Source organism: Rhodococcus sp. ARC_M6, assembly GCF_022810305.1.
GTDB lineage: Bacteria > Actinomycetota > Actinomycetes > Mycobacteriales > Mycobacteriaceae > Rhodococcus_F.
This window is the reverse complement of record NZ_JALGQH010000019.1, coordinates 1-24,003: the sequence shown is the minus strand read 5'-3', so window position 1 is coordinate 24,003 and position 24,003 is coordinate 1. Positions and strand designations below refer to the sequence as shown.

The following is a 24,003-nucleotide window of genomic DNA, read 5'->3' as shown; positions in this document are numbered from 1 at the left end:
TATGAAGCAACTTCCAGGCCCCCAGGGCCTCTATCACCCGTCCAACGAGCACGACTCCTGTGGTGTCGCGTTTGTTGTCGACATGCATGGTCGCCGCAGTCGAGACATCGTCGAAAAGGCGATTACGGCTCTGGTGAACCTCGAGCACCGCGGCGCTGCCGGCTCCGAACCCAACACGGGTGACGGCGCAGGCATCCTGCTGCAGGTTCCCGACAAGTTCTTCCGAGCTGTCGTGGACTTCCCGCTGCCCGCCGAAGGCGCGTACGCAACGGGTATGGCATTCCTGCCGCAGGCCGACACGGATGCTCACGAGGCCGCTGCTGCGGTCGAGAAGATCGTCGTCGAAGAGGGCCTGACGGTTCTCGGCTGGCGTGACGTCGGAACCGACGATTCATCGCTGGGCGCACTGGCGCGCGACGCGATGCCGACGTTCCGTCAGATCTTCATCGGTTCCGAAGGCGACAAGTTCACGGGCATGGACCTCGAGCGTCGTGCTTACGTCGTGCGTAAGCGCACCGAGCACGAACTCGGCTCCGAAGGCGCCGGCAAGGGCGGCCCCGGTAGCGAGACTGTGTACTTCCCCAGTCTCTCCGGCCAGACGTTTGTCTACAAGGGCATGCTGACGACGCCGCAGCTCAAGGGTTTCTACCTGGACCTGCAGGACGACCGTGTCGAGAGCGCCTTGGGCTTGGTCCACTCGCGCTTCTCCACCAACACGTTCCCGTCGTGGCCGCTGGCACACCCGTTCCGACGGGTTGCGCACAACGGTGAGATCAACACCGTCACCGGCAACGAGAACTGGATGCGCGCTCGCGAGTCCCTCATCGACAGCGACGTCTTCGGTGGCCGCGAGAACCTGGACAAGATCTTCCCGATCTGCACCGAGGGCGCCAGCGACACCGCTCGTTTCGACGAGGTGCTCGAGATGCTGCACCTCGCCGGCCGAAGCTTGCCGCACGCAATCTTGATGATGATCCCGGAAGCCTGGGAGAAGCACGAGAGCATGGACCCCGCTCGTCGGGCGTTCTACGAATACCACTCTGCACTCATGGAGCCGTGGGACGGACCGGCGTCGGTGTGCTTCACCGACGGCACCGTCATCGGCGCTGTGCTGGACCGCAACGGTCTGCGTCCGTCGCGTCTGTGGATCACCGAAGACGGCCTTGTCGTCATGGCGTCGGAGGTCGGCGTTCTGCCGATCGACCCGTCCACCGTGGTCCAGAAGATCCGCCTCCAGCCCGGTCGCATGTTCCTCGTGGACACCGCGCAGGGCCGGATCATCAGCGACGACGAACTGAAGTCCGAACTCGCTGCCGAGCAGCCGTACCAGCAGTGGATCGACGAAGGTCTGATCCACATGGACGACCTGCCCGATCACCCGTACACGTACATGTCGCACGAGCGTGCGGTTCTGCGTCAGCAGCTGTTCGGTTTCACCAACGAAGAGGTCAACCTCCTCGTCAAGCCGATGGCTCTCTCGGGTGCCGAGGCTTTGGGTTCGATGGGTACCGACACTCCGATTGCCGTGCTCTCCGCACGTCCGCGGATGCTGTTCGACTACTTCTCACAGCTGTTCGCTCAGGTCACCAACCCGCCGCTCGACGCTATTCGTGAAGAGGTTGTCACCAGCCTCGGCGCCACGATCGGCCCCGAAGGCGACCTGCTGCATCCGAATGCGGACTCCTGCAAGCAGATTGCGCTCCCGCAGCCGATCCTGCACAACGACGATCTGTCGAAGCTCGTTCACGTCAACGACAACGGACTGTTCCCGGGATTCCGCAGTGTCGTGGTCCGTGGCCTGTACCCCGCCAAGGAAGGCGGCGACGGTATCCGTCGTGCGCTCGAGGGCATCAAATACCAGGTCTCGCAGGCAATCGAGGGTGGCGCACGCATCATCGTGCTCTCGGACCGCGAGTCCACCGAGGATTACGCGCCGATCCCGTCGCTGCTCCTTACCTCCGCCGTGCATCACCACCTGGTTCTCGAGAAGTCGCGTACCAAGGTCGGTCTCATCGTCGAGGCCGGCGACGCCCGCGAGGTGCATCACATGGCGCTCCTCATCGGCTTCGGTGCCGCAGCGGTCAACCCGTACATGGCTTTCGAAACCGTCGACGAGTTGCTGCAGAACGGTGACCTCGAGGGTCTGACCCTCGAGAAGGGCATCGCGAACTACATCAAGGCAGCCGGCAAGGGCGTCCTCAAGGTGATGTCCAAGATGGGCATCTCGACGCTCGCGTCGTACACCGGTGCTCAGCTGTTCCAGGTCATCGGCCTCTCGCAGGAGCTGACGGACGAGTACTTCACCGGCCTGCAGTCGCAGCTCGGCGGTATCGGCCTCGATCAGATTGCCGACGACGTCGCAGCACGTCACCGCATTGCGTACCTCGATCGTCCCGAAGAGCGCGCTCACCGCGAGCTCGAGGTAGGCGGCGAGTACCAGTGGCGTCGTGAAGGCGAGTACCACCTGTTCAACCCGGACACGGTATTCAAGCTTCAGCATGCCACTCGCACAGGGCAATACGAGGTGTTCAAGGAATACACGACCCTGGTCAACGACCAGTCGGAGCGCCTTGCAGCACTGCGTGGACTCTTCGAGTTCAACATCGGCAAGCGGCCGTCGATCTCCATCGACGAGGTCGAGCCGGCCAGCGAGATCGTCAAGCGTTTCTCGACGGGTGCGATGAGCTACGGCTCTATCTCCGCCGAGGCTCACGAGACCCTCGCCATCGCGATGAACCGTCTGGGCGCACGTTCCAATTCCGGTGAGGGCGGCGAACATCCGTCACGTTTCATCCCGGATGCAAACGGCGACTCGCGTCGCAGTGCCATCAAGCAGGTTGCGTCGGGACGCTTCGGCGTCACGTCGCACTACTTGACCAACTGCACCGATATCCAGATCAAGATGGCGCAGGGAGCCAAGCCCGGTGAGGGCGGCCAGCTTCCGGCTCACAAGGTGTACCCGTGGGTGGCCGAGGTTCGGCACTCCACGCCGGGCGTCGGACTGATCTCGCCGCCGCCGCACCATGACATCTACTCGATCGAGGATCTCGCTCAGCTGATCCACGACCTGAAAAATGCCAACCCGCAGGCCCGCGTTCACGTGAAGCTGGTCTCCGAGGTCGGCGTCGGAACCGTCGCGGCCGGTGTCTCCAAGGCACATGCCGACGTCGTTCTGATCTCCGGTCACGACGGTGGCACTGGCGCTACTCCGCTGACCTCCGTCAAGCATGCCGGCGCACCGTGGGAGCTCGGCCTTGCCGAGACCCAGCAGACGTTGCTGCTCAACGGTCTTCGTGACCGCATCGTCGTGCAGGTCGACGGTCAGCTCAAGACGGGCCGCGACGTTGTTGTTGCTGCCCTGCTCGGCGGCGAAGAATTCGGTTTCGCCACCGCACCGCTGGTGGTCTCGGGCTGCATCATGATGCGCGTCTGCCACCTCGACACCTGCCCCGTGGGTGTCGCGACGCAGAACCCCGTGCTGCGACAGCGTTTCAGCGGCAAGCCGGAATTCGTCGAGAACTTCTTCATGTTCATCGCCGAAGAGGTTCGCGAGATTCTCGCGGAACTCGGTTTCCGCACGCTGCTCGAAGCAGTCGGCCAGGTTGACATGCTGGACACCACGCGCGCTCTCGAGCACTGGAAGGGAAGCAAGGCAGGCAATCTCGATCTGTCGCCGATTCTCACCCAGGTCGAGTCCGCATTCATGGACCAGGACCTCCACTGCACCGGTACGCAGGATCACGGTCTCGACAAGGCGCTCGATCAGCAGTTGATCGTCTCCGCTCGGAACGCACTCGACAAGGGTGAGCCGGTCAAGTTCGAGTCCGCGATCACCAACGTGAACCGCACGGTCGGCACCATGCTCGGCCACGAGGTCACCAAGGCGTTCGGTGGAGAGGGCTTGCCCGACAACACCATCGACATTACGTTCACCGGCAGTGCCGGTAACAGCTTCGGCGCCTTCGTGCCCCGCGGTATGACCCTTCGCCTCAATGGCGACGCCAACGACTTCGTCGGCAAGGGTCTCTCGGGTGGACGCATCGTCGTGCGCCCGCCGCTCAATGCAGCGAAAGGCTTTGTCGCCGAAGACAACATCATCGGCGGCAACGTGATCCTGTTCGGCGCCACCAGCGGTGAGGCTCTACTGCGTGGCATCGTCGGCGAACGTTTCGCAGTCCGTAACTCCGGCGCCACTGCTGTCGTCGAGGGCGTGGGCGATCACGGTTGCGAGTACATGACCGGCGGCAAGGTGGTCATTCTCGGAAAGACCGGCCGTAACTTCGGTGCCGGCATGTCCGGCGGCGTTGCGTTCGTCTACAACCCCGACCGCGATTTCGAAGCCAACCTCAACACCGAACTGGTGGACCTCGAGGATCTCGAGGGCGACGAGTACGTCTGGCTCAAGAGCGCCATCGAAAGGCACCGCGACGAAACGGGTTCCGAGGTCGCTGCGCGCATCCTCGCGGACTGGTCTCAGCAGGTGACCCACTTCGCGAAGGTGATGCCGCGTGACTACAAGAAGGTACTGATGGCAATCAAGGACGCCGAAATTCGCGGCGCAAACGTCGACGAGGCAATCATGGAGGCAGCTCGTGGGTGATCCAAGCGGTTTCCTGAAGCACGGTTCGCGCGAATTGCCGGTCCGTCGTCCCGTTCCACTACGCCTGCTCGACTGGAAAGAGGTGTACGAGGAGTTCCCGAAAGAATCCCTCAAGAACCAAGCCAGTCGTTGCATGGACTGCGGAATTCCTTTCTGCCACAACGGTTGCCCCCTCGGGAATCTGATTCCCGAGTGGAACGACCTGGTGTACAAGGACCATTGGCAGGACGCGATCGAGCGCCTGCACGCGACCAACAACTTCCCGGAGTTCACCGGTCGCCTGTGCCCCGCACCGTGCGAGGCGTCCTGCGTCCTGGGTATCAACCAGGATCCGGTCACCATCAAGCAGGTCGAGGTCGAAATCATCGACAAGGCCTTCGACGAGGGCTGGGTCAAGCCGGTTCGCGCTGCACGTTCCACCAACAAGCGCATTGCAGTTGTCGGTAGTGGTCCCGCTGGTCTGGCTGCAGCGCAGCAGCTGACCCGCGCCGGTCACACGGTGACGGTCTTCGAGCGGGCAGACCGCATCGGTGGCCTGCTTCGCTACGGCATCCCCGAGTTCAAGATGGAGAAGCGCCACATCGACCGCCGTCTCGAGCAGATGGAAGCCGAAGGCACCGTCTTCAAGACCAACGTCAATGTGGGCGTAGACATCACGGCTGACGAGCTGCGTGAGCAGTTCGACGCCGTGGTTCTCGCCGGCGGGGCCACCGAAGCTCGCGACCTGCCGATCCCGGGCCGCGAACTCGACGGCATTCATCAGGCGATGGAGTTCCTGCCGATCGCCAACCGCGTTCAGCTCGGCGATCTTGATGCTCCGACCATCGATGCCAAGGGCAAGAAGGTTGTCATCATCGGCGGCGGCGACACCGGCGCAGACTGCCTCGGCACCTCGCACCGTCAGGGCGCAGCCAGCGTCCACCAGTTCGAGATCATGCCGCGTCCGCCGGAGACTCGCGCCGAGCAGACTCCGTGGCCGACATACCCGTTGATGTACCGCGTGGCTTCGGCTCACGAGGAGGGCGGCGAGCGCGTGTTCTCCGTCAACACGGAGAAGTTCGTCGGCACCGACGGCAAGGTCACCGGCCTCAAGGCTCACGAGGTCGAGATGAAGTCGGGTCGCTTCGAGAAGGTCGAGGGCTCGGACTTCGAGCTCGAAGCCGACCTCGTCTTCCTGTCCATGGGCTTTGTCGGACCCGAAAAGCCAGGCCTGCTCACCGATCTCGGTGTCGACCTGAACGAGCGCGGCAACGTCGCCCGCACGTCCAAGTGGAACACCAACATCGACGGCGTCTTCGTTGCCGGCGATATGGGTCGCGGTCAGTCGCTGATCGTCTGGGCTATCGCCGAGGGACGTTCCGCAGCAGCAGCTGTGGACGCCTACCTCGAGGGCGCTACCGCCCTGCCGTCACCGATTCACCCGACGGCGGCTCCGCAGCGCTAGTGGCGAAGATGCAGCGTTAAAGGTCTTCAGACAAAACCGCACCCCACCATGAACGGTGGGGTGCGGTTTTTTGTCTAGGCCGAGATGGGCTGGAAAGTCTGACGTCGTGCGTCGATCGCGAGTTGGGTGCGGGAGCTACATCCCGTTGCGGCCAGGATCCGACTGACGTACTTCTTGACAGTGTCCGGGGTGAGCATCAACTGCCGGGCGATCGCGGCGTTGCTCAGGCCGTCCGAGACCAATGTGGCGACTTCTCGCTGACGCGTCGTAAGCGTCGCGAACAGGTCATATCCGGGGAGGACTTCGAGGCTGCGGGTCAAGATGGCGAGCTGTTTGGCCAACAGGCGAAGAGCCAGAATATCTTTCGGCCCCAGGGCATCCGCGTCGGGATCGAACAGCCCGATCAATGCGTGCCCGCCCTCGGCGAGATCGAGGTGCATCGCATTGACCGAGTGCATGTGATGCGGGTGCAGGTATTCGTGGACGTAGACCACTGAGGGCTTGGGTAGTCCGCCCAATTCGGAAAGGGATGCGACCCTTGTCGATTGGAGTTGGCGCCGCGCCTGCGGGAGGCTGAATACGTCGTATCGAGCCCAATGTTCCTGGTAGTTTTCGCGGATGGACTCCCAGCGGTGATCGGCGGCGTTGGTGGCCGTGGCGTTCTTGTCGGTGAACTGGCTCTCGAAGGTGTCGCCCACGAAGCAGGACGCATACCGGACCGGGAAGACCGCGGGTATCGCCTCGACTATGACGTTCCGGAATTCCGTCACGGTTCGCACCGAGTTGCAGCTCTCGAGGACCGCGAAGACTCGCTCGTATTCCGCGGTGGTCAACGCGATGTCACTCACTGATGTCCCCCAAAGTGCACTGTTTCTGGAATAGAACTAATTCTATCGTCGAGTGGACTGGTTCGAACGATTTCGAGGAGTATTCCATGGGCAGGCTTCGGTTCGGCGCTTTCATAGCACCTCACCACGCAGTCGGGCAGAACCCGACCGTCGCATTGCAACGTGACCTGGAGTTGGTGGAGCACCTCGATCGTCTCGATTTCGACGAGGTGTGGATCGGCGAGCACCACAGCGCGGGCAGTGAGATCATCGGCAGCCCCGAGATCTTCATCGCCGCGGCAGCCGAACGCACCAAGCGGATCAAGCTCGGTACCGGTGTGACGTCGCTGAGTTATCACAATCCGCTCTGGGTCGCGGACCGTCTCGTGCTTCTCGATCACCTCACTCGCGGACGCGTCATGCTCGGTGTCGGTCCCGGTTCACTGCCGACCGACTCGGCGATGATCGGACTCAACCCCACCGAGTGTCGTGAGCTGCTCGAGGACAACCTCGACATCGTCGTACGCCTGTTGAATGGTGAGCGCGTAACCGCAAAGACCAAGACGCACAACCTGGTTGACGCACAACTGCAGCTTCGTCCGTACTCGCACCCGATGTTCGACATCGTCGTTGCCGGCGTGTCTTCGCCGACCGGCCCGCGATTGGCCGGTAAGCACGGATTGGGGTTGCTCTCGATCGGCGCGACTCTCACCCCCGAAGGCTTCGATGCACTGGGACATCACTTCGGAATCATGGAGGAGCGGGCCACCGAGTTCGGTACCGCCGTCGACCGTGACCAGTGGCGTCTGGTGTGCCCCATGCACATTGCGGAGACGGAAGAGCAGGCACAGGAAGACGTGCGGTTCGGGCTCGGGGAATGGATCGACTACTTCGGCAAGGTCGCCGCGTTCCCGCACTTCGGCTCCGGCGGCGCCGGCATGGAACAGATGATCGCGCATATGAACCACTCCGGCATGGGCGTCATCGGAACCCCCGCTCAGGCAAGGGAATTGATCGGCAAGCTCGTCGACCAGTCCGGTGGGTTCGGTTCGATGCTGATCATGGGAACCGATTGGGCGAACCCGGGGGCTACTCGACGCTCGTTCGAGTTGATCGCGCAGCAGGTGGCACCGCACTTCCAGGGACAGTCGCAACCCACCTTCGACGCCGCAACGAGAGCCGGCAAGGTCCGTGAAAGTCACAACGAGGCCCAGCATGCCGCAATCGCGCACATGACCAAGAAGTACGAAGACGAATTGGCGGCCAAGGCATGAGGGCGGCTGTTCTGCATGGCGTCGACGATCTCCGCGTCGAGGATGTTCCCGAACCGGAACTACGCGACGGCTACGTCGTTGTCGAGGTGGCGTTCAACGGTATCTGCGGCAGCGACCTCGGCTTGATCCACGCCTATGGCATTTCTGATCAGCCGCATCCCTTGACGGGTGCGTGTGGACCGCAGATCCTCGGTCACGAATTCTCCGGAATCGTGCGGGAGGTCGGTTCCGGCGCCCAGGGCGTGGCCGTCGGAGATCGGGTAGTGGTGCAGCCCAACTATTGCTGCGGCGAATGCGCGCGATGCCGAAGCGGTCTCGAGCACCTGTGCGCGATGATGGCCTTCCACGGGATCAACGCACACGGCGGCGGATTGTCCGAGCGCACGGCAGTCCCGGCGAGTGCCGTGCACGTCCTCCCGGACTCGGTGACTCTCGAGCAGGGAGCAGTGATCGAGCCGTTGTCGGTTGCACTGCACGCAGTCGAACTCTCCGGCGTGGCGGCGGGTCAGTCCGCACTCGTCCTGGGGGCGGGGCCCATCGGAATCGCGACTGCCCTCAACCTTCGGGCCGGCGGAGTGGACCGGATTCTGCTGAGCGAGCCGTCGCCGGTACGCCGAGCCGTGGCCACGAAGATGGGGTTCGACGTGATCGATCCCGGTGCCGATGATCTTGCGGCCGCCGTCGTCGAGCGAACGGACGGGAACGGCGCCGACGCGGTATTCGAATGCTCCGGTGTCGCGGCACTGGTGGAGACTGCGCTTGCATCGGTGCGAGCGCGCGGCGCAGTAGTTCTGGTCGCGACGTACAAGGAAGCACTGCAGCTCAATCCGTACGCGCTGATGTTGACCGAGGCTCGGGTGATGTCGTCGTTGTCGTGCTCGCGTAAGGAATTCGAGATCGTCATCGAACGGATGGCGGCAGGTGCCTATCCTCTCGACCACTGGGTGGAGTGCGTGCCGCTCGCAGACATCGTGGTCGAAGGAGTGGAAGCGGCATCCGCCGGTCGGCGTATGAAGGTACTCGTGGAGGTCGCGAAAAACGCGCTCTGACCAGTATGCTGCTCGAAGCATCATCCGTGGTGCACAAAGTCCGCTCACCGGGTTCGGGGGAATTGCATGCGTGCACGACGTTGGGTCGCGATCTTGTCGGCAGCTGCTGCAGCAGTAGTGGTACCGGCAGTCGGTGCTCCCATAGCGTCTGCCGCTCCCTGCCCGGGACTCTATGTCGTGGCAATCCCCGGCACCTGGGAAGCGTCGGTGCAGGGTGGCAGTCCCAGTGCGGGCATGCTCACGCCGGTCACCGACGGGCTTCCGTCCTCGGTACGTACCGACTACGTCTCGTACTCGGCCACTGCGTTCCCCTGGGAATCCAACGTCTACGCAAAGTCGAAGAAGCAAGCCGTCGACAATGCCCGCGGAATGATCGGGGCGATGGCGGCCTCGTGCGGTGATACTCGTTTTGCAATCGTCGGATACAGCCAGGGCGCCGACGCGGCCGGCGATCTCGCCGCCGAAATCGGGACGGGCGTCGGCGTCGTACCGCCGAGTCGTGTTGCGGGCGTTGGTTTGCTGTCGGATCCGCGTCGCGCCGAGTCCGACGCACTGATCGGGCCGGGCGTCGGTGGAGCCGGTGCCAGCGGTGCGCGCGTCGGCGGATTCGGTTGGCTCTCAGCCGATACCGTCACGATCTGTGCTGCTGGTGACCTGTACTGCTCGACACCGGAAGACGATTTTGTGATGCGTCTGGCCGGCTTCATGGCGCAGGTTTCGGATCCGACGCCGGCAACCACTGTCACGTTGCGTGACGAGGCGGGAGTCATCGTGCGCGATTTGATCAGTGCGGGTGGGCTTCCCGCATTGATGGCTCAGCTTGATCCCGGTGCTAACAGCCGCCGCGTTGATCAGTTGACCGATTTCTACGGTTCGCAGGTACACACCGACTACACCCGCTATGTGGTCGACGGATCCGGAACTACGGCCACCCGGTGGCTGCACAACTGGCTGGCCGGCAAGGCTTGATCAATACCAAACCGGTTCAGCAGTACGTCTTCTCGGCTGTCTCCACATAGATTTCGGCGATTCTCTGTGACGGCATCGGTGTGATCTGTGCGTAAACATCACCGACCGATTTGAACTCTGCGAGTACAGCGGACCTCGGCATGCCTTCGGCAATTGCTGTGCAGGTGCCGTCGGCATACAGGATTTCTGCGGAATCCATGCCGCTCGGCGGGATGCCCGCCAGGCGTAAGGCCGCGAGATAACGCTGGCCGCGTTCGCCGGCGCCGGCCACGATTTCATCGGGTGACCGTGCATCGATCGGCGAGTTTGCCTCGGCAACCGCGGGCGGCGCGGACGGTAGAGCCGGAGGTGTCTCGGGAGTGTGAGATGGCGCAGCCTCGGGTACCGGCGGCGAGGTCGGCAGCGCCATCGCAGACGTGGTTTCCAACTCGGATGCCGCCACGGCCGATGTTGCAGCGACCGCAGTAGTTGACGCCGACGGTGTCGAACTTGCTGTCTCACTTGTTGATTCGTTGCCGCAGGCACTCAGGAGCAACCCGGTCACTGCAAGGCATAAAATCAGACGTTTGGTGTTCATTGCCCATGAGTGTGACACACAGTAGCGGATAGATCGAGTATTTAAGGAATATTCCTTTCAGGCTATTTCTGACAGGAACGACTGTGATATACATCTGCCCAGGCTGTTACTTGTGAGTACGAGCACTCCGCTACGCCTGATTTCAGTAGTCGACAACACAAGGCAGCTGCTGTTCGTCCCCCACCATCAAAGGACAACATCACGTGCAGAACTCTCGCAAAAACACCCGCGCGCGCAGCCTCGGCGTCCGCGCAGCAGTGATCGCCGGTACGGCCGGCGTAGTACTGGCCATGGCGGCGCCGATGGCATCGGCTCAGGATGCAGAAGCCACAGGCGTCCCCGGTGCAGCGGTGTGTGAAGTAGGCATGGAGGGCTGCGTATCGGTTGTCGTCAACAGCGGAACCTTCAACAACAACGGGTTCAATCTGCCCATCGGTGACGGTGACATGATCATCGCCGGCGAGATCCTCGATGCGGCCGATGGGCAAAGCACCGTTCTGATCCCTCGCGCCGACGGCCACAACGGTTTGTATGCCAAGGCCTTGACTGTGCCGGGCGGTGTTCTCGGAATCGACCTGCCGTTCAACAACCTCTTCGGACTGGCGGCGGTCACTGCGCAGGTGCAAGCGGTGGACACTCCGACCTTTAACGGACTCTTCACCGACTTCGACTTCAATCTGCCTGTTCGGATGAAAATCAACAATGCATTTCTCGGCGATAACTGCTTCCTGGGGTCGGAGGCTGCACCGGTGAACTTCCATCTAGCACCGGCGAATGTCGAATTCCCCAGCTACGAGGTGTTGCCTGACGGTGGGATCAAGGTCAGCCCTATCCACAACAAGGCCACAGATTTTGCGATTCCGGCCGCAAGTGGCTGCGGTCCGTTCGGTGTGCTGAATCCGATCGTCAACTGGCGAGCAAAGGTGCCGGCAACCTCCGGAACTTCGCTCAGCACCGTGTCCACCGGATACATGATCTCGGGCGGTACGGCCGGCTCGGATCCACTCGATGATCTCGGTGGCGGAACGGGTTCCAGCGGCAGCTCGGGATCCAGTGGAAGTGCGGGATCCCTCGGTTCGAGCGGTAGCTCGGGCTCCTAGTTAGCTATTCGTCAACTTTTTTCCGAACTTCGTCAACTACAAAAGGAATATTGTGGAAAGTACAGTAAAGAACTCCCGCGCAAGGCGATTCGGAGTTCGTGCAGTAGTAGTCGCCGGTACGGCCGGCGCAGTGCTCGCAATGGCGGCACCGATGGCGTCGGCGCAGGATGCCCCGATGCAGATTCCCGGTGCGACGATCTGCGACGAATACCGCAGCAGCACAGGTGATCCCGCGCAAGCGTGCCTGGCGGTGGACGTCCAGAGCGGCACCTTCGATAACAATGGCTTCAACCTCCCCATCAAGGCCGGGGACATGGTTATCGCTTCCGTGCTGACCGAGGACGGCGATGGCAATCCGGTACTCCTGCCCCGCGATGACGGGCACAACGGCGTTTACGCCAAGCCGATGACGGTGCCCGGTGGCGTGCTCGGAATCGACTTGCCGTTCAACAACTTGTTCGGCCTGGCTGCTGTCACTGCCGAGGTACAGGCTGTCGAAGCTCCGTCGTTCAACGGCATCGTCACCGAATTCGACATCAGCCTCCCGGTGCGTATGAAGATCAACAACGCATTCCTGGGTGACAACTGCTACCTGGGTTCGGAAACTGCTCCCGTGGAGTTCCGTCTGCTGAAGACCAACACGGATGAGGACGCACCGACGTACGAGCCGACCTCCGACGGCATGGGTGTCAAGGTCGGCGGAGTCAAGAGTGCCGCAACAGGCTTCGCGATCCCGGCTGCCAGTGGCTGTGGCCCGTTCGGTGTGCTGAACCCGATCGTCAACTGGCGTGCGAAGGTGCCGGCCACGTCCGGAACTTCGTTGACGACGGTATCCAACGGGTACCTGTACTTCCCGGGCCAAGAGGGTAACGACCCCCTCGACGGTCTTGACGGCGGCGGAACCGGTTCGCTCGGATCACTCGGTTCGCTCAGTTCGTCCGGAAGTTCCGGTTCGTAAGTTATTCTTAGCGGATTAGCGGTGGTGACAAACAGTCGCCACCGCTTTTTCGCGTTGCCCCGTATTGGCTTGTGGCTCAGTATTACCAGCAGCAGCGTTGCTTGGTAGCTGCGTGTCACTATGGGGGAGAGTTTTCGATGAATCATGTTCGAGTTCTAGCTTTGGCGGCCGCAGGGGCTTTGGGAGCCGCCATTCTCGCCGGTCCAATCGCAAGTGCGGAACCATTGCGTTCGACACCGTCGGTTGTGGTCAATTCCATCGAGGTGGCCCGCACACTGCCGATCGGCACTGCGGTCACGGTGGTGGGAACCGCTACCACCGCTTCGGGGATTTTCGAATCCAGCTTCTACGACAAGGGTTTTGGGCTGCAAAGCGGCAATTCGGGCATTTATGTGAGCGACCCCGAGAACTCAGGAATTGCGGTGGGTGACCAGGTTCAGGTCGTCGGCATCCTGGCGGATCAGGAGGGGCTGCTTGTCGTCCGTCCCACCGCAGTTGTGCGGATCGGGGCCGGCGCTCAGATTCGGCCCAGTAGGTTGCCGCTCAACGCAATCGGCGAGGGTAGTGAGGGTAGACTCGTGACGGTGTCCGGCATTGTCAGCGGTCCGGTCGTTGACGATCTGCCGTACGGTTACAAAATTCCGGTCTCCGGGGCCAACGGAAACACTGTCATTTTCGTGAACACTCAGACGGGAATCGACGTTGCCTCCATTGCTGTCGGCCGATCGATTACGGTTACCGGGTTCAGTGGTCAGTATGCCGACACCTATGAAGTATTGCCGCGCTCGGAAGCGGATGTGCAACAAGGATTCACGGTAAGTCTGGCATTCGGCAGCTGATCCGGCGAGAGTAGCTCAGAGCGCGTTGAAGCGCGCTCCGATTCGCATGGATCCGGGGGAGTAGCGACTGAGGCCGTAGCCAAGTTTCGCTTCGACGGTGACGGGGACGACCGCTTTGTTGGTGCGGACGGCGTTGACTATGGCACTGGCAACTCGGTCAGGCGTGAAGTTTCGGCGCCGGTAGAAATTGTCGGCTTTGGTTTGATTCTTCAGTTGTTCCCGGGCCGTTGTTCCGGCGAATTCCGTCGTCTTGACGATGTTGGTGTTGACGAGTCCGGGGCAGATGGTACTGACACCGATACCGTGGGGAAGTAGTTCTGCGCGTAGGCAATCGGACAGCATGAAGACGGCAGCTTTGCTGGTCGAGTATGCGGTCAGTGCCTTCTGCGGCGTGTAGGCGGCAGCGGAGGACAGATTGACGATGTGCCCGCCGGTGCCCCGTTCGATCATCATCGGTGAAAAGGCGCGGCAGCCGTAGACAACTCCCCAGAAGTTGATGTCCATGACGCGTGTGAACTGTTCCTGGGTGGTGTCGGCGAAGGTTCCGGAGAAGCCGATGCCGGCGTTGTTGACCACGATGTCCGGAATGCCGTGTTGGGCGGCAACGGTTTCGGCGAATCGGGTCATCGCTTGTTCGTCGGCGACGTCCACTTGGTAGGCGTGAGCACCGCCACCGAAAACGGCCTCGGCGCCGCCGGCGTGCGAGGGTGAATTGATGAGTGTGGCTGTGTCCTGCGCACTTTCGAGGTTGATGTCGCAGACGACGAGGATTGCGCCCTGCGCAGCGAAGGCGAGTGCGGTTTCGCGGCCGATGCCACTGCCGGCTCCGGTAACGACCACCAGGGTTCCGGTGAGGTCACGGAGGCGTCGTTGTAGCTTCTTTCCTCGTCGCCAGCTGCCGATGTCTTTCATCAGTCCCATGTCGTGCCCTCCTCGCGTGAGCGCACCGTAAGCGCCACTGCGAAAGGTATCCGATGGAGCGGGCGAGGCTATTTTGCGAAACACTGTGTCTCGAGTCACAAACTGTGAGAGCTTCGCTTCACAAGGCACTGGCATGACCGATCCGGAGGTTTGTAAATGACTCGTAGTTCCCGACTAGGCAGTCGCCGTATTGCCGCTGTCACGCTTGCTGTCACTGCCGGGATGCTCCTTGCGTCGTGTTCGGACAGTGGTGACAAGGATGGCGGCGGAGCCACCGAAACACCGGACTCCGGGTCGGCCCTGAAGATCGGCATGGTCAACGAGCAGTCGGATCCGGGAACGCCCACCAAGGGCGGCACACTGACCTTCAGTGGTTTCTCCCCCGTGACCACACTTGACCCGGCCAAGGCGCAGGTCGCCGGCCCCACGGGCGGTAGTGAACTCGGCGCGATCTACGACGTCCTGATGCGGTACGACCCCATCGCAATGGAATTCAAGCCGCAGATGGCTGCGTCGCTGGAGCCGAGTTCGGACAGCAAGACGTGGACGTTGAAGCTGCGTGACGGGGTCACATTCAGTGACGGAACTCCGATGGACTCGGCAGCCGTCAAGTCCAGCATTACTCGTTACATCACCAACCGGGGACCGCAGTCGGCCTTGTGGATGGAGAAGGTCAGCTCGATCGATACGCCCGATCCCACGACGGTTGTTTTCAACCTCAACTCCCCGTGGACGGGCATTCAGACGATGCTCGCCACCGGTCCCGGCATGATCGTCGCACCGACGGCTCAACAGGGCGCTCAGTTCACCCCGATCGGCGCGGGCGCTTTCACACTCGAGAACTTCTCGCCCAACGTGGAACTGGTTTTGGCTGCACGCCCCGATTACTACGACGGTGCGCCCAACGTCGACAAGCTGAAGCTGATCAGCATCCTTGGCGGCCAGGCCACTGCCGAGGCGCTCAAGACCGGCGGCATCGACGCGGCCTATCTGCGTACCCTCGCGCCGATTCTCGACCTCGTCGGCGCGGGCCTTCCGGGCTTCATCGATATTCCGTCGCTCGGTTACATCGCCAACGTGAATCAGGCACCGGGTCGACCGGGAAATGATCTGCGAGTTCGTCAGGCGATGACGTACGCCATTGATCCGGAAGCCTTGAATACTCGTGTCAACGAAGGCAAGGGCATGCCCGGTCAGGTGATTTTCCAGGACACCTCGCGTTGGCACAATGACGTGGCTCCGGTGGGAGTCGATCCCGCGAAGGCCAAGACATTGCTCGATCAGGCGAAGGCCGATGGTTACAACGGCCAGATCACTTTCCTGGCTATGCAGGAACCGTCCGCTCAGGCCACTGCGTTGGCGGTCCAGGCAATGCTCAACGCCGTCGGCTTCGACACGCAGATCGAGTACGTCAACAATGTCGGCGATCTGGTCAAGCGGATGTATGTCGACCACGACTACGACATGACTACTGCAGCAACCAGCATTTCCGAAGCGGATCCGTACGAGCGTCTTTACTCGTCACTCAAGACGGGTGGACCCAACAACGCGCTGGCCTACTCGGATGCTCAGATGGACGGATTGCTCGATCAGTTGGGTGCTGCCGTTACCGACAGCGACAAGAAGGCGGTTCTCGCCAAGATTCAGACGCGGTCCAACGAGACTCTGCCTTGGCAGATCTGGGGCAACGTTCCGCAGATCGATGTGTGGAACAAGAACGTTCACGGCATCGAGCCGAGCCTGGACGGAATCGTGTTGTTCGACGAGGCGTGGAAGAACTGACACTGCAGTAGCTTTGCCTGGTCGAAGCCGGAGATGCATTCAGCGTCTCCGGCTTCGCTGTGTGTGCAGGTCGGTGTCGTGAGCCGGATGGTTGCGGAGTGCAACCTTGGCCCATTCCGGTGAGTGGGACTGGACATTAATACTTGTGCCTTACGTCACAAACTGTGACGGATTTGGTACGCATCACAGTTGCACTTCCCATCTGGAGGTTTTGAATGAGTCGCAGTTCTCGACGCGGCAGTCGTAAGGTTGCTGCAGTCGCACTTGCAGTTTCCGCCGGTTTGTTCCTGGCATCGTGTGCCGACAATGGCAAGGCCGAGGGTAGTGGCGATGCTCCTGTATCGGCGTCTGTCATGAGTATCGGCCTTGTCAACGCGCCGGCGAACGAAGGCGATTCCGTGAAGGGCGGCACGCTGACCTTCGGCGGATACGCCGGGGTCACGACCCTGGACCCGGCCAAGACGCAGATCGCCGGTTCGGTATCGGGCTCCGAGTTGGGCGCAATTTACGACACTCTGATGAGCTATGACCCCCTCGGGCAGAAGTTCGAACCGAGAATGGCGTCGTCGATGAAGCCCAGTACAGACTTCAAGACGTGGACGATGACGCTTCGTGACGGTGTCACGTTCAGCGACGGCACGCCTTTCGATGCTGCAGCTGTCGCGGCGAGTATCAACCGGTACGTCACGAACAAGGGGCCGCAGTCGAGTCTGTGGGCAGCTAAGGTCGCCTCGATCGACACCCCGGACGCCAAGACGGTGGTGTTCAACCTCGTTGATCCGTGGACCGGAATTCAGTCGATGCTCGCGACCGGACCGGGCATGATCGTTGCCCCGACCGCGCAGCAGGGTGAGACTTTCACTCCGATCGGTGCGGGCGCGTTCACGCTCGAGAAGTTTGCTCCCAACGAAGAATTGTTACTGGACGCTCGCGAGGACTATTTCGGCGGCGCCCCTAACATCGACAAGCTTCGTGCGATCAGCATTGTCGGCGCGCAGGCGACGGCGGATTCGCTCAAGAGTGGTGGCGTAGACGTCGCGTACCTGCGTTCGGTGTCGACGGTTCTGGATCTCATAGATTCCGGATACCCGGGCTACCTGGACATTCCGTCGTTGTCGTACCTGGCGAACGTGAACCAGGCACCGGGTCGTCCGGGCGCCGATGTGCGAGTGCGTCAGGCGCTGGCCATGGCGGTTGATCCCAAGGCTATCGATCAGCGAGTCAACGAAGGTAAGGGCCTTCCCGGTCAGGAGATCTTCCAGGACACCTCGCGTTGGGACTCCGGTGTCGCTCCGATCGGTGTCGACACGGTTAAGGCGAAGGCACTGCTAGACGAGGCCAAGGCTGACGGCTTCGACGGCAAGATTACCTTCCTGACTGTGCAGGATCCGACCGCGCAGGCTCAGGCACTGGCAATCCAGTCGATGGCTAATGCTGTGGGATTCGATTTCCAGATCGAGTACGTCAACTCGGTATCCGATGTGACCAAGCGGGTTTACGTGGACCGTGACTTCGATATGTCTACGGGTGCAAACAACCTTCCGGAAGCTGATCCGTTCGAGCGTTTGTACACTTCGCTCAAGACTGGCGGCCGGAACAACGCGATTGGTTACTCCGACCCCGAAACTGACACGCTGTTGGATCAGTTGGGTGCGACTACCAACGATGTTGACAAGAAGGCAGTTCTCGCCAAGATTCAGGAACGCGCCAACGTCACGGTCCCGTGGCAGGTCTACGGCAATACGCCGTGGCTCGGCGTGTGGACCAAGAACGTCCACGGTGTGCAGCAGAGTATTGACGGCATCATGTTCTTCAACGATGCCTGGAAGAACTGACTGAACCGAATTACCTGAATCCGGGGCCGGGGTGCGCAGCGCATCCCGGCCCCGGATTTCTCATTTCCGGTGAGTGGGACTGGACATTAATACCTGTGCCTTAAGTCACAGACTGTGACGGCTTTGCTTCACATCACAGTTGCACTTCCCATCTGGAGGTTTTGAATGAGTCGCAGTTCTCGACGCGGCAGTCGTAAGGTCGCAGCCGTCGCCCTGGCTGTTTCCGCCGGTTTGTTCCTGGCATCGTGTGCCGACAATGGGAAGGACAGCGGCAGCGGCGACAGCGCTGAATCAGGCTCAGCCCTGGCCATCGGTCCCGTCAACGAGCAGTCCAACGAGGGAAATCCGGTCAAGGGTGGAACGCTGACCTTCAGTGGCTACTCCGCCGTCACGACTCTCGACCCCGCGAAGACGCAGATCGCGGGCTCCGTTGCCGGTTCGGAGTTGGGAGCGATTTACGACACCCTGCTTCGCTACGACTCGACTTCGCAGACGTTTGTTCCGAAGCTCGCGAACTCGATGTCGCCGAGCGCCGATTTCAAGACGTGGACTCTCGAGTTGCGTGATGGAGTGACGTTCAGTGATGGCACACCAGTCGATTCTGCGGCCGTTTCCTCGAGCCTGAGTCGCTACGTCACGAACAAGGGACCGCAGTCCAGCTTGTACTCGTCGAAGGTTGCTTCGGTCGACACTCCGGACGCGAAGACGGTTGTTTTCAATCTGAATGATCCGTGGACGGGGATCGAGTCGATGCTCTCGGCAGGACCCGGCATGATCGTCGCCCCGACGGCTCAGAAGGGTGACCAGTTCACTCCGATCGGCGCTGGCGCGTTCACGCTCGAGAAGTTCGCTCCCAACGAGGAGATGATTCTCGATGCGCGTGAAGATTACTTCGGTGGTGCCCCGAACCTCGACAAGTTGCGTCTCATCAGCATTATCGGTTCGCAGGCTACAACTGAGTCGCTCAAGAGCGGTGGCGCTGATGCTACGTACTTCCGAGGACTTCCGAACATTCTCGATCTCATCGACTCCGGATACCCGGGCTACCTCGATATTCCGTCGCTGTCCTACCTGTCCATGATCAACGCAGCTCCGGGTCGCCCGGGTGCCGATGTTCGTGTCCGCCAGGCACTGGCTTTGGCAACCGATCCGGTAGCGCTCGACAACCGCCTCAACGAAGGTAATGGCCTTCCCGGACAGGTGATCTTCCAGGACAGCTCACGTTGGCACAACGACGCTGCTCCCATTGGCGTCGATACGGCCAAGGCGAAGGAACTGCTCGATCAGGCAAAGGCTGACGGCTTCGACGGCAAGGTCACGTACTTGACCATGCAGGAGAACTCGGCTCAGGCGATGGCATTGGCCCTGCAGTCCATGGCGAATGCAGTCGGCTTCGACTTCCAGATCGAGTACGTCAACTCGGTTTCCGACATCGTCAAGCGTGTGTACGTCGACCGCGACTTCGACATGGCGACCGGCGCGGCAAGCCTGCCGGAGGCTGACCCGTTCGAGCGGCTGTACTCCAACCTCAAGACCGGTGGACGCAACAACTCTACGAGCTTCTCCGATGCTCAGATGGACGTGCTGCTCGACGAGTTGGGGGTTGCGACGTCCAACGATGCGAAGACGGCAGTGCTCACCAAGATTCAGGAGCGCGCAACCCAGGTTGTGCCGTGGCAGATCCTCGGCAACAGCCCGTGGCTCGGTGTGTGGGGCGAGAACGTCCACGGCATCCAGCAGAGTCTCGACGGAATCATGTTCTTCGACCAGGCCTGGAAGACGAACTGAGCTGCTTGACAGAACTGACAACTGAATAGTTCGACGCACTGAAGCCGGGGACGCGCAAAGCGTCTCCGGTTTCAGTGTTTTCTAGTCCATCAAGTCGTGGATATAGCACCAACGCCAGGACTCGCCCGGTTCGTGCGACCGCATGACGGGATGCCCGGTTTCCCGAAAATGGTTGGTTGCATGCTGGTGGGGGCTGGAATCACAGCACCCGACGTGCCCGCAGGTGAGGCACATTCGCAGGTGCGACCAGTTTTCCTCGCCGAGTTCGGCGCATCCCTGACAGGCGCCCGGAGTCAACGCCACGGGGTCCGTTTCGGGCGTATTGGCAAGTTCCTCGCAACCGCTCGCGGCGGGTTCAGGTGCCGACGCGCGAGAGGTTGCTCGTTTCAGGATTTTTTTCATTGTCATCCATACTGCACGCCGACGTTCGATCCTGCATGCTGCCTGTGTGAACGGGATTTTGCTGGGGGTTGTAGTCGGGGCATTGCTGGTGGCGACGCTTGCCCGCCGATTCGGATTGTCGTCGCCACTGATACTCGTCGTCGTCGGTCTGATCGCCTGTCAGATACCGGGAGTCCCGGACATCGAACTCGATCCGGACCTCGTTCTGTTCGTCGTCCTGCCGCCTCTGCTGTACTCGGCGGCCTTGGACAGTTCCTATCTGGCATTGCGTTCGAATCTGCGGCCCATCGGATTTCTGGCGGTGGGGTTGCCACTGGCGACGACAGCTGCGGTCGGATTGGTGGCGTATCTGATCGTCCCCGAATTCTCGGTGGCCGCAGCGTTGGTTCTCGGCGCGATCGTTGCCCCGCCGGATGCGGTCTCGGCGAGTGCAATCGGCCGAAGGCTGGGACTGCCGCGTCGGATCATGACCTTGCTCGGTGGAGAGTCTCTGCTCAACGACGCGACCGCCCTCACGGCATACAAGGTCGCATTGGCTGCTGCGGTGGGAACGGGCGCGACGCTGATCGGTGGTTTCGAGACCTTTGTGATTGCGGCCGTCGGTGGAACCGCTATCGGCCTCGTCGTCGGATTTGTTGTCTCCAAAGTTCGCGGCAAGCTGCGAGATCCGGTGATGGAGAGCGGAATCGGCTTGGTAGTGCCGTTCTTCACGTACCTCGCTGCGGAAGAAGTCCATACGTCCGGCGTCATCGCAGTTGTCGTGGCCGGACTGTTCCTCGGTCAACGTTCCACGCGAGCCGGCTATGCGACGCGTTTGCAGGACACCGCGGTGTGGAAGGCCGTCGACCTGATTTTGGAGTCGTTCGTGTTCTTGTTGATCGGACTCCAATTGCCCAGTGTTGTCAGTGGATTGCAGGGATACAGCACGACGATGGTGGTGTGGGCGTCCATTGCGGTGCTCGCGACGGTTGTGGTTGTTCGGATCGCATGGGTGTTTCCGTTCACGTATCTTCCGCGATGGCTGTCTCCGAAGATCCGGGCGCGAGAACCGGAGGTGTCGGCCGGTGCGGTATTCGTTGTCTCGTGGGCCGGGATGCGCGGTGTGGTGTCGTTGGCAGCGGCCTTTGCAATTCCTTTGACCGTGAACAGTGGTGAGGAGTTTCCCGGTCGTTCCCTGATCTTGTTCCTGACTTTCGTCGTTGTGGTCGGAACATTGTTGTTGCATGGTCTTTCGCTGCCCTGGGTCATTCGGAAGCTCGGTGTTTCGGGGCATGAGGCGCAGTCCGATGCTCGAGCCGAGGCGGCGGCGCAGGACAAAGCAGCGCGGGCGGCGGCCGCGAGGTTGGACGAGTTGGTGGGGGCGCCGGACGGTGAGGTGCCGGCAGTGCGTGATCGGGCTGCGGACATCTTGCGAACGTGGAATACCCATCGGGCCAATTCGGCGTGGGAACGTCTCGGCCGAAGTGACGAGGATCTGGGGGAGAGTCCGTCGGCGGCGTTCCGGACTTTGCGGCTCGAGATGATCGGGGCGGAGCGCACAGTTTTTATCGCGGAAAGGGACGCCGGGCGCATAGACGACGAAGTGCTCCGGAAGGTACTACGTGAACTGGACCTGGAGGAAGCAACGCTCGATCGAGATTAGACCAAAAGGTCTCTTATGGGTGGCAGGTAATCGCAGGCCAGGATGATTTGACGGACAGTTGAGGGCCGCAACTTTACCAATTCCACTGAGCGGGACTGGCTGAAACAATCTGTGCGTCTCGTCACAGACTGTCATTGTTCAACATCAAGTCACTGTCTTAGCTTGCCTTGGAGGCATTCGTAATGAGTCGTAGTTCCCGCCGTGGAAGTCGCAGATTAGCTGCGGTCACCCTGGCGATCACCGCAAGCATGTTCCTGGCGTCGTGCGCCGACAACGGGTCGAGCGGCGGCGGTGAAACTGTCGAATCGGGTTCCGCACTCAAGATCGGCATGGTCAACGAACAGGCCGATCCCGGCACCCCCACCAAGGGCGGCACGCTGACCTTCAGCGGCTACTCCTCCGTGACGACGCTGGATCCCGCCAAGGGCCAGATTGCCGGCGCTACCGGTGGCAGCGAACTCGGCGCGATCTACGACTCGCTGGTGCGCTACGACCCCATCGCGAAGAAGTTCGTCCCGCAGCTGGCGGAGTCGCTCGAGCCGAGCGTCGACAGCAAGACCTGGACGTTGAAGCTGCGTCCGGGAACCACCTTCAGTGATGGAACGGCTTTCGATTCCAAGGCTGTCTCCGACAGCATCACCCGCTACGTCACCAACAAGGGACCGCAGTCCAGCCTCTGGGCCGCCAAGGTCGCTTCGATGGACACACCGGACGCGACGACGGTTGTCTTCAACCTCGTTGATCCGTGGACGGGCGTCGAGTCGATGCTCGCTACCGGACCGGGCATGATCGTCGCCCCCACCGCCCAGAAGGGTGACCAGTTCACCCCCATCGGCGCCGGCGCGTTCACCCTCGAGAAGTTTGCTCCCAACGAGGAACTCGTCCTGGCGGCTCGCCCCGACTACATCGGCGGCGCACCCAACGTCGACAAGCTCAAGCTGATCAGCATCGTCGGCGCTCAGCCGACAGCTGAAGCCCTCAAGACCGGCGGCATCGACGTCGCCTACATGCGTACGCTCACCCCGATCCTCGATCTGATCGAGAACGGTAACCCGGGCTTCATCGACATCCCGTCGCTCGGTTACATCGCGAACGTGAACATGGCTGAGGGTCGCCCCGGCGCTGACCTGCGCGTTCGTCAGGCAATGGCACTGGCCATCGACCCGGACACCCTCAACACCCGCGTCAACAACGGCAAGGGCCTGCCCGGCCAGGAAATTTTCCAGGACACCTCGCGCTGGCACAACGACGTCGCACCGACCGGTGTCGACCCGGCCAAGGCGAAGGAACTGCTCGATCAGGCCAAGGCCGACGGCTTCGACGGCAAGGTCACGTTCCTCTCCATCCAGGAGCCGTCCGCACAGGCAACCGCGCTCGGCGTGCAGGCCATGCTGAACTCGGTCGGTTTCGACACGCAGATCGAATACGTCACCGGTGCAGGCGATCTGGTCAAGCGCATGTACGTCGACCACGATTACGACATGAGCACCGCAGCCGGTTCGCTGTCCGAGGCCGATCCGTTCGAGCGCCTTTACACGGGCATCAAGGGCGGTGGCCGTAACAACGTCACCAACTACGCCGACGCTCAGATGGACGTTCTGCTCGATCAGCTCGGTGTCGCCACCAACGACGAGGACAAGAAGGCCGTCCTCGCCAAGATCCAGGAACGCGCTACCGAGACCGTGCCGTGGCTGATCTGGGGCAACGTCCCGACGCTCGACGTCTGGAACAAGAACGTGCACGGACTGAAGCAGAGCCTCGACGGCATCATGCTGTTCGACGAGGTCTGGAAGTCCTAGTCTCCTAGTGAGTATGCGCATCCGGCTCCGTGGGAGTCTTCCTGCGGAGCCGGATGCGTGTGAAGAACCGATGAAATACGAGGAACTGCTGTGTATTGCGAGCTAGCTGTCCGAAGGAGACGAAATCGATGAACATCGGCGCAATCGGTAAGAAATTGGGCCAGCTCGTCATTGTGCTCTTGCTCGTCAGCTTCGGA

General features: G+C 61.4%; 17 protein-coding genes. 13 read left to right on the top strand and 4 right to left on the bottom strand.

The window, feature by feature from the left end; genetic code table 11:
• Position 1 precedes the first annotated feature (1 nt).
• Together gltB and MTX36_RS18965 are read left to right on the top strand one after the other, a co-directional pair.
• Entirely contained in the window at positions 2-4,600 is a 4,599-nt protein-coding gene (gene gltB, locus MTX36_RS18970; RefSeq protein WP_243621243.1) for a glutamate synthase large subunit, read from the top strand.
• Complete coding sequence (locus tag MTX36_RS18965; protein WP_243621242.1) at positions 4,593-6,044, top strand: glutamate synthase subunit beta; 1,452 nt, start codon at positions 4,593-4,595, stop codon at positions 6,042-6,044. Before gltB ends, MTX36_RS18965 begins: the two co-directional genes overlap by 8 nt.
• 74 nt (positions 6,045-6,118) lie before the next feature.
• On the opposite strand, the gene MTX36_RS18960 is transcribed toward MTX36_RS18965, so the two are convergent.
• Complete coding sequence (locus MTX36_RS18960) at positions 6,119-6,892, bottom strand: LuxR C-terminal-related transcriptional regulator (RefSeq protein WP_243621241.1); 774 nt, start codon at positions 6,890-6,892, stop codon at positions 6,119-6,121.
• A gap of 86 nt (positions 6,893-6,978) precedes the next feature.
• On the opposite strand from MTX36_RS18960, the gene MTX36_RS18955 reads away from it, so the two are divergent.
• The 3 genes from MTX36_RS18955 to MTX36_RS18945 all read left to right on the top strand — a co-directional run bounded on the left by MTX36_RS18955 (position 6,979) and on the right by MTX36_RS18945 (position 10,163).
• Positions 6,979-8,145: an LLM class flavin-dependent oxidoreductase gene (locus MTX36_RS18955; protein WP_243621240.1), complete on the top strand. Its 1,167-nt coding sequence runs from the start codon at positions 6,979-6,981 to the stop codon at positions 8,143-8,145.
• Positions 8,142-9,194, top strand: a complete 1,053-nt coding sequence (locus MTX36_RS18950; protein ID WP_243621239.1) for a 2,3-butanediol dehydrogenase — start codon at positions 8,142-8,144, stop codon at positions 9,192-9,194. Before MTX36_RS18955 ends, MTX36_RS18950 begins: the two co-directional genes overlap by 4 nt.
• Positions 9,195-9,260: 66 nt before the next feature.
• A complete protein-coding gene (locus MTX36_RS18945; protein WP_243621238.1) occupies positions 9,261-10,163 on the top strand; it encodes a cutinase family protein in 903 nt (300 codons plus the stop codon).
• Positions 10,164-10,179: 16 nt separating this feature from the next.
• Here the strand turns inward: MTX36_RS18945 and MTX36_RS18940 are convergent, their stop codons facing one another.
• Positions 10,180-10,740: a DUF732 domain-containing protein gene (locus MTX36_RS18940; protein ID WP_243621237.1), complete on the bottom strand. Its 561-nt coding sequence runs from the start codon at positions 10,738-10,740 to the stop codon at positions 10,180-10,182.
• Between the two features lie 203 nt (positions 10,741-10,943).
• Between MTX36_RS18940 and MTX36_RS18935 the strand changes: the two genes are divergently transcribed.
• The 3 genes from MTX36_RS18935 to MTX36_RS18925 all read left to right on the top strand — a co-directional run bounded on the left by MTX36_RS18935 (position 10,944) and on the right by MTX36_RS18925 (position 13,637).
• On the top strand, positions 10,944-11,840 hold the full coding sequence (locus MTX36_RS18935) for a hypothetical protein (RefSeq protein WP_243621236.1): 897 nt from the start codon (positions 10,944-10,946) through the stop codon (positions 11,838-11,840).
• A 52-nt stretch (positions 11,841-11,892) separates the two neighbouring features.
• Positions 11,893-12,798, top strand: coding sequence for a hypothetical protein (locus MTX36_RS18930; RefSeq protein WP_243621235.1), 906 nt, complete (start codon positions 11,893-11,895; stop codon positions 12,796-12,798).
• A gap of 137 nt (positions 12,799-12,935) precedes the next feature.
• The gene (locus tag MTX36_RS18925; protein ID WP_243621234.1) at positions 12,936-13,637 is read left to right on the top strand and encodes a hypothetical protein; all 702 of its coding nucleotides are present in this window, start codon (positions 12,936-12,938) and stop codon (positions 13,635-13,637) included.
• 15 nt (positions 13,638-13,652) lie between these two features.
• Here MTX36_RS18925 and MTX36_RS18920 read toward each other — a convergent pair whose 3' ends face one another.
• Entirely contained in the window at positions 13,653-14,558 is a 906-nt protein-coding gene (locus MTX36_RS18920; RefSeq protein ID WP_243621233.1) for an SDR family NAD(P)-dependent oxidoreductase, read from the bottom strand.
• Positions 14,559-14,714: 156 nt separating this feature from the next.
• Between MTX36_RS18920 and MTX36_RS18915 the strand changes: the two genes are divergently transcribed.
• The 3 genes from MTX36_RS18915 (at position 14,715) to MTX36_RS18905 (ending at position 19,963) form a co-directional block, all read left to right on the top strand.
• On the top strand, positions 14,715-16,340 hold the full coding sequence (locus MTX36_RS18915) for an ABC transporter substrate-binding protein (RefSeq protein WP_243621232.1): 1,626 nt from the start codon (positions 14,715-14,717) through the stop codon (positions 16,338-16,340).
• A gap of 215 nt (positions 16,341-16,555) precedes the next feature.
• Complete coding sequence (locus tag MTX36_RS18910) at positions 16,556-18,175, top strand: ABC transporter substrate-binding protein (protein WP_243621231.1); 1,620 nt, start codon at positions 16,556-16,558, stop codon at positions 18,173-18,175.
• Between the two features lie 165 nt (positions 18,176-18,340).
• Entirely contained in the window at positions 18,341-19,963 is a 1,623-nt protein-coding gene (locus tag MTX36_RS18905) for an ABC transporter substrate-binding protein (protein WP_243621230.1), read from the top strand.
• Positions 19,964-20,044: 81 nt separating this feature from the next.
• Here MTX36_RS18905 and MTX36_RS18900 read toward each other — a convergent pair whose 3' ends face one another.
• Complete coding sequence (locus MTX36_RS18900; protein WP_243621229.1) at positions 20,045-20,365, bottom strand: UBP-type zinc finger domain-containing protein; 321 nt, start codon at positions 20,363-20,365, stop codon at positions 20,045-20,047.
• A 46-nt stretch (positions 20,366-20,411) separates the two neighbouring features.
• On the opposite strand from MTX36_RS18900, the gene MTX36_RS18895 reads away from it, so the two are divergent.
• Together MTX36_RS18895 and MTX36_RS18890 are read left to right on the top strand one after the other, a co-directional pair.
• Entirely contained in the window at positions 20,412-22,007 is a 1,596-nt protein-coding gene (locus MTX36_RS18895; RefSeq protein WP_243621228.1) for a Na+/H+ antiporter, read from the top strand.
• Positions 22,008-22,189: 182 nt separating this feature from the next.
• Complete coding sequence (locus MTX36_RS18890) at positions 22,190-23,806, top strand: ABC transporter substrate-binding protein (protein ID WP_243621227.1); 1,617 nt, start codon at positions 22,190-22,192, stop codon at positions 23,804-23,806.
• The last annotated feature ends 197 nt before the right edge of the window (positions 23,807-24,003 follow it).

Bases quoted from the DNA above. Each gene is read 5' to 3' on its own strand.
- MTX36_RS18940 (WP_243621237.1), bottom strand. From the start codon at position 10,740: ATGAACACCAAACGTCTGATTTTATGCCTTGCAGTGACCGGGTTGCTC.
- MTX36_RS18955 (WP_243621240.1), top strand. From the start codon at position 6,979: ATGGGCAGGCTTCGGTTCGGCGCTTTCATAGCACCTCACCACGCAGTC.
- MTX36_RS18905 (WP_243621230.1), top strand. From the start codon at position 18,341: ATGAGTCGCAGTTCTCGACGCGGCAGTCGTAAGGTCGCAGCCGTCGCC.
- MTX36_RS18890 (WP_243621227.1), top strand. From the start codon at position 22,190: ATGAGTCGTAGTTCCCGCCGTGGAAGTCGCAGATTAGCTGCGGTCACC.
- MTX36_RS18910 (WP_243621231.1), top strand. From the start codon at position 16,556: ATGAGTCGCAGTTCTCGACGCGGCAGTCGTAAGGTTGCTGCAGTCGCA.
- MTX36_RS18900 (WP_243621229.1), bottom strand. From the start codon at position 20,365: ATGAAAAAAATCCTGAAACGAGCAACCTCTCGCGCGTCGGCACCTGAA.
- gltB (WP_243621243.1), top strand. From the start codon at position 2: ATGAAGCAACTTCCAGGCCCCCAGGGCCTCTATCACCCGTCCAACGAG.
- MTX36_RS18920 (WP_243621233.1), bottom strand. From the start codon at position 14,558: ATGGGACTGATGAAAGACATCGGCAGCTGGCGACGAGGAAAGAAGCTA.
- MTX36_RS18945 (WP_243621238.1), top strand. From the start codon at position 9,261: ATGCGTGCACGACGTTGGGTCGCGATCTTGTCGGCAGCTGCTGCAGCA.
- MTX36_RS18950 (WP_243621239.1), top strand. From the start codon at position 8,142: ATGAGGGCGGCTGTTCTGCATGGCGTCGACGATCTCCGCGTCGAGGAT.
- MTX36_RS18925 (WP_243621234.1), top strand. From the start codon at position 12,936: ATGAATCATGTTCGAGTTCTAGCTTTGGCGGCCGCAGGGGCTTTGGGA.
- MTX36_RS18915 (WP_243621232.1), top strand. From the start codon at position 14,715: ATGACTCGTAGTTCCCGACTAGGCAGTCGCCGTATTGCCGCTGTCACG.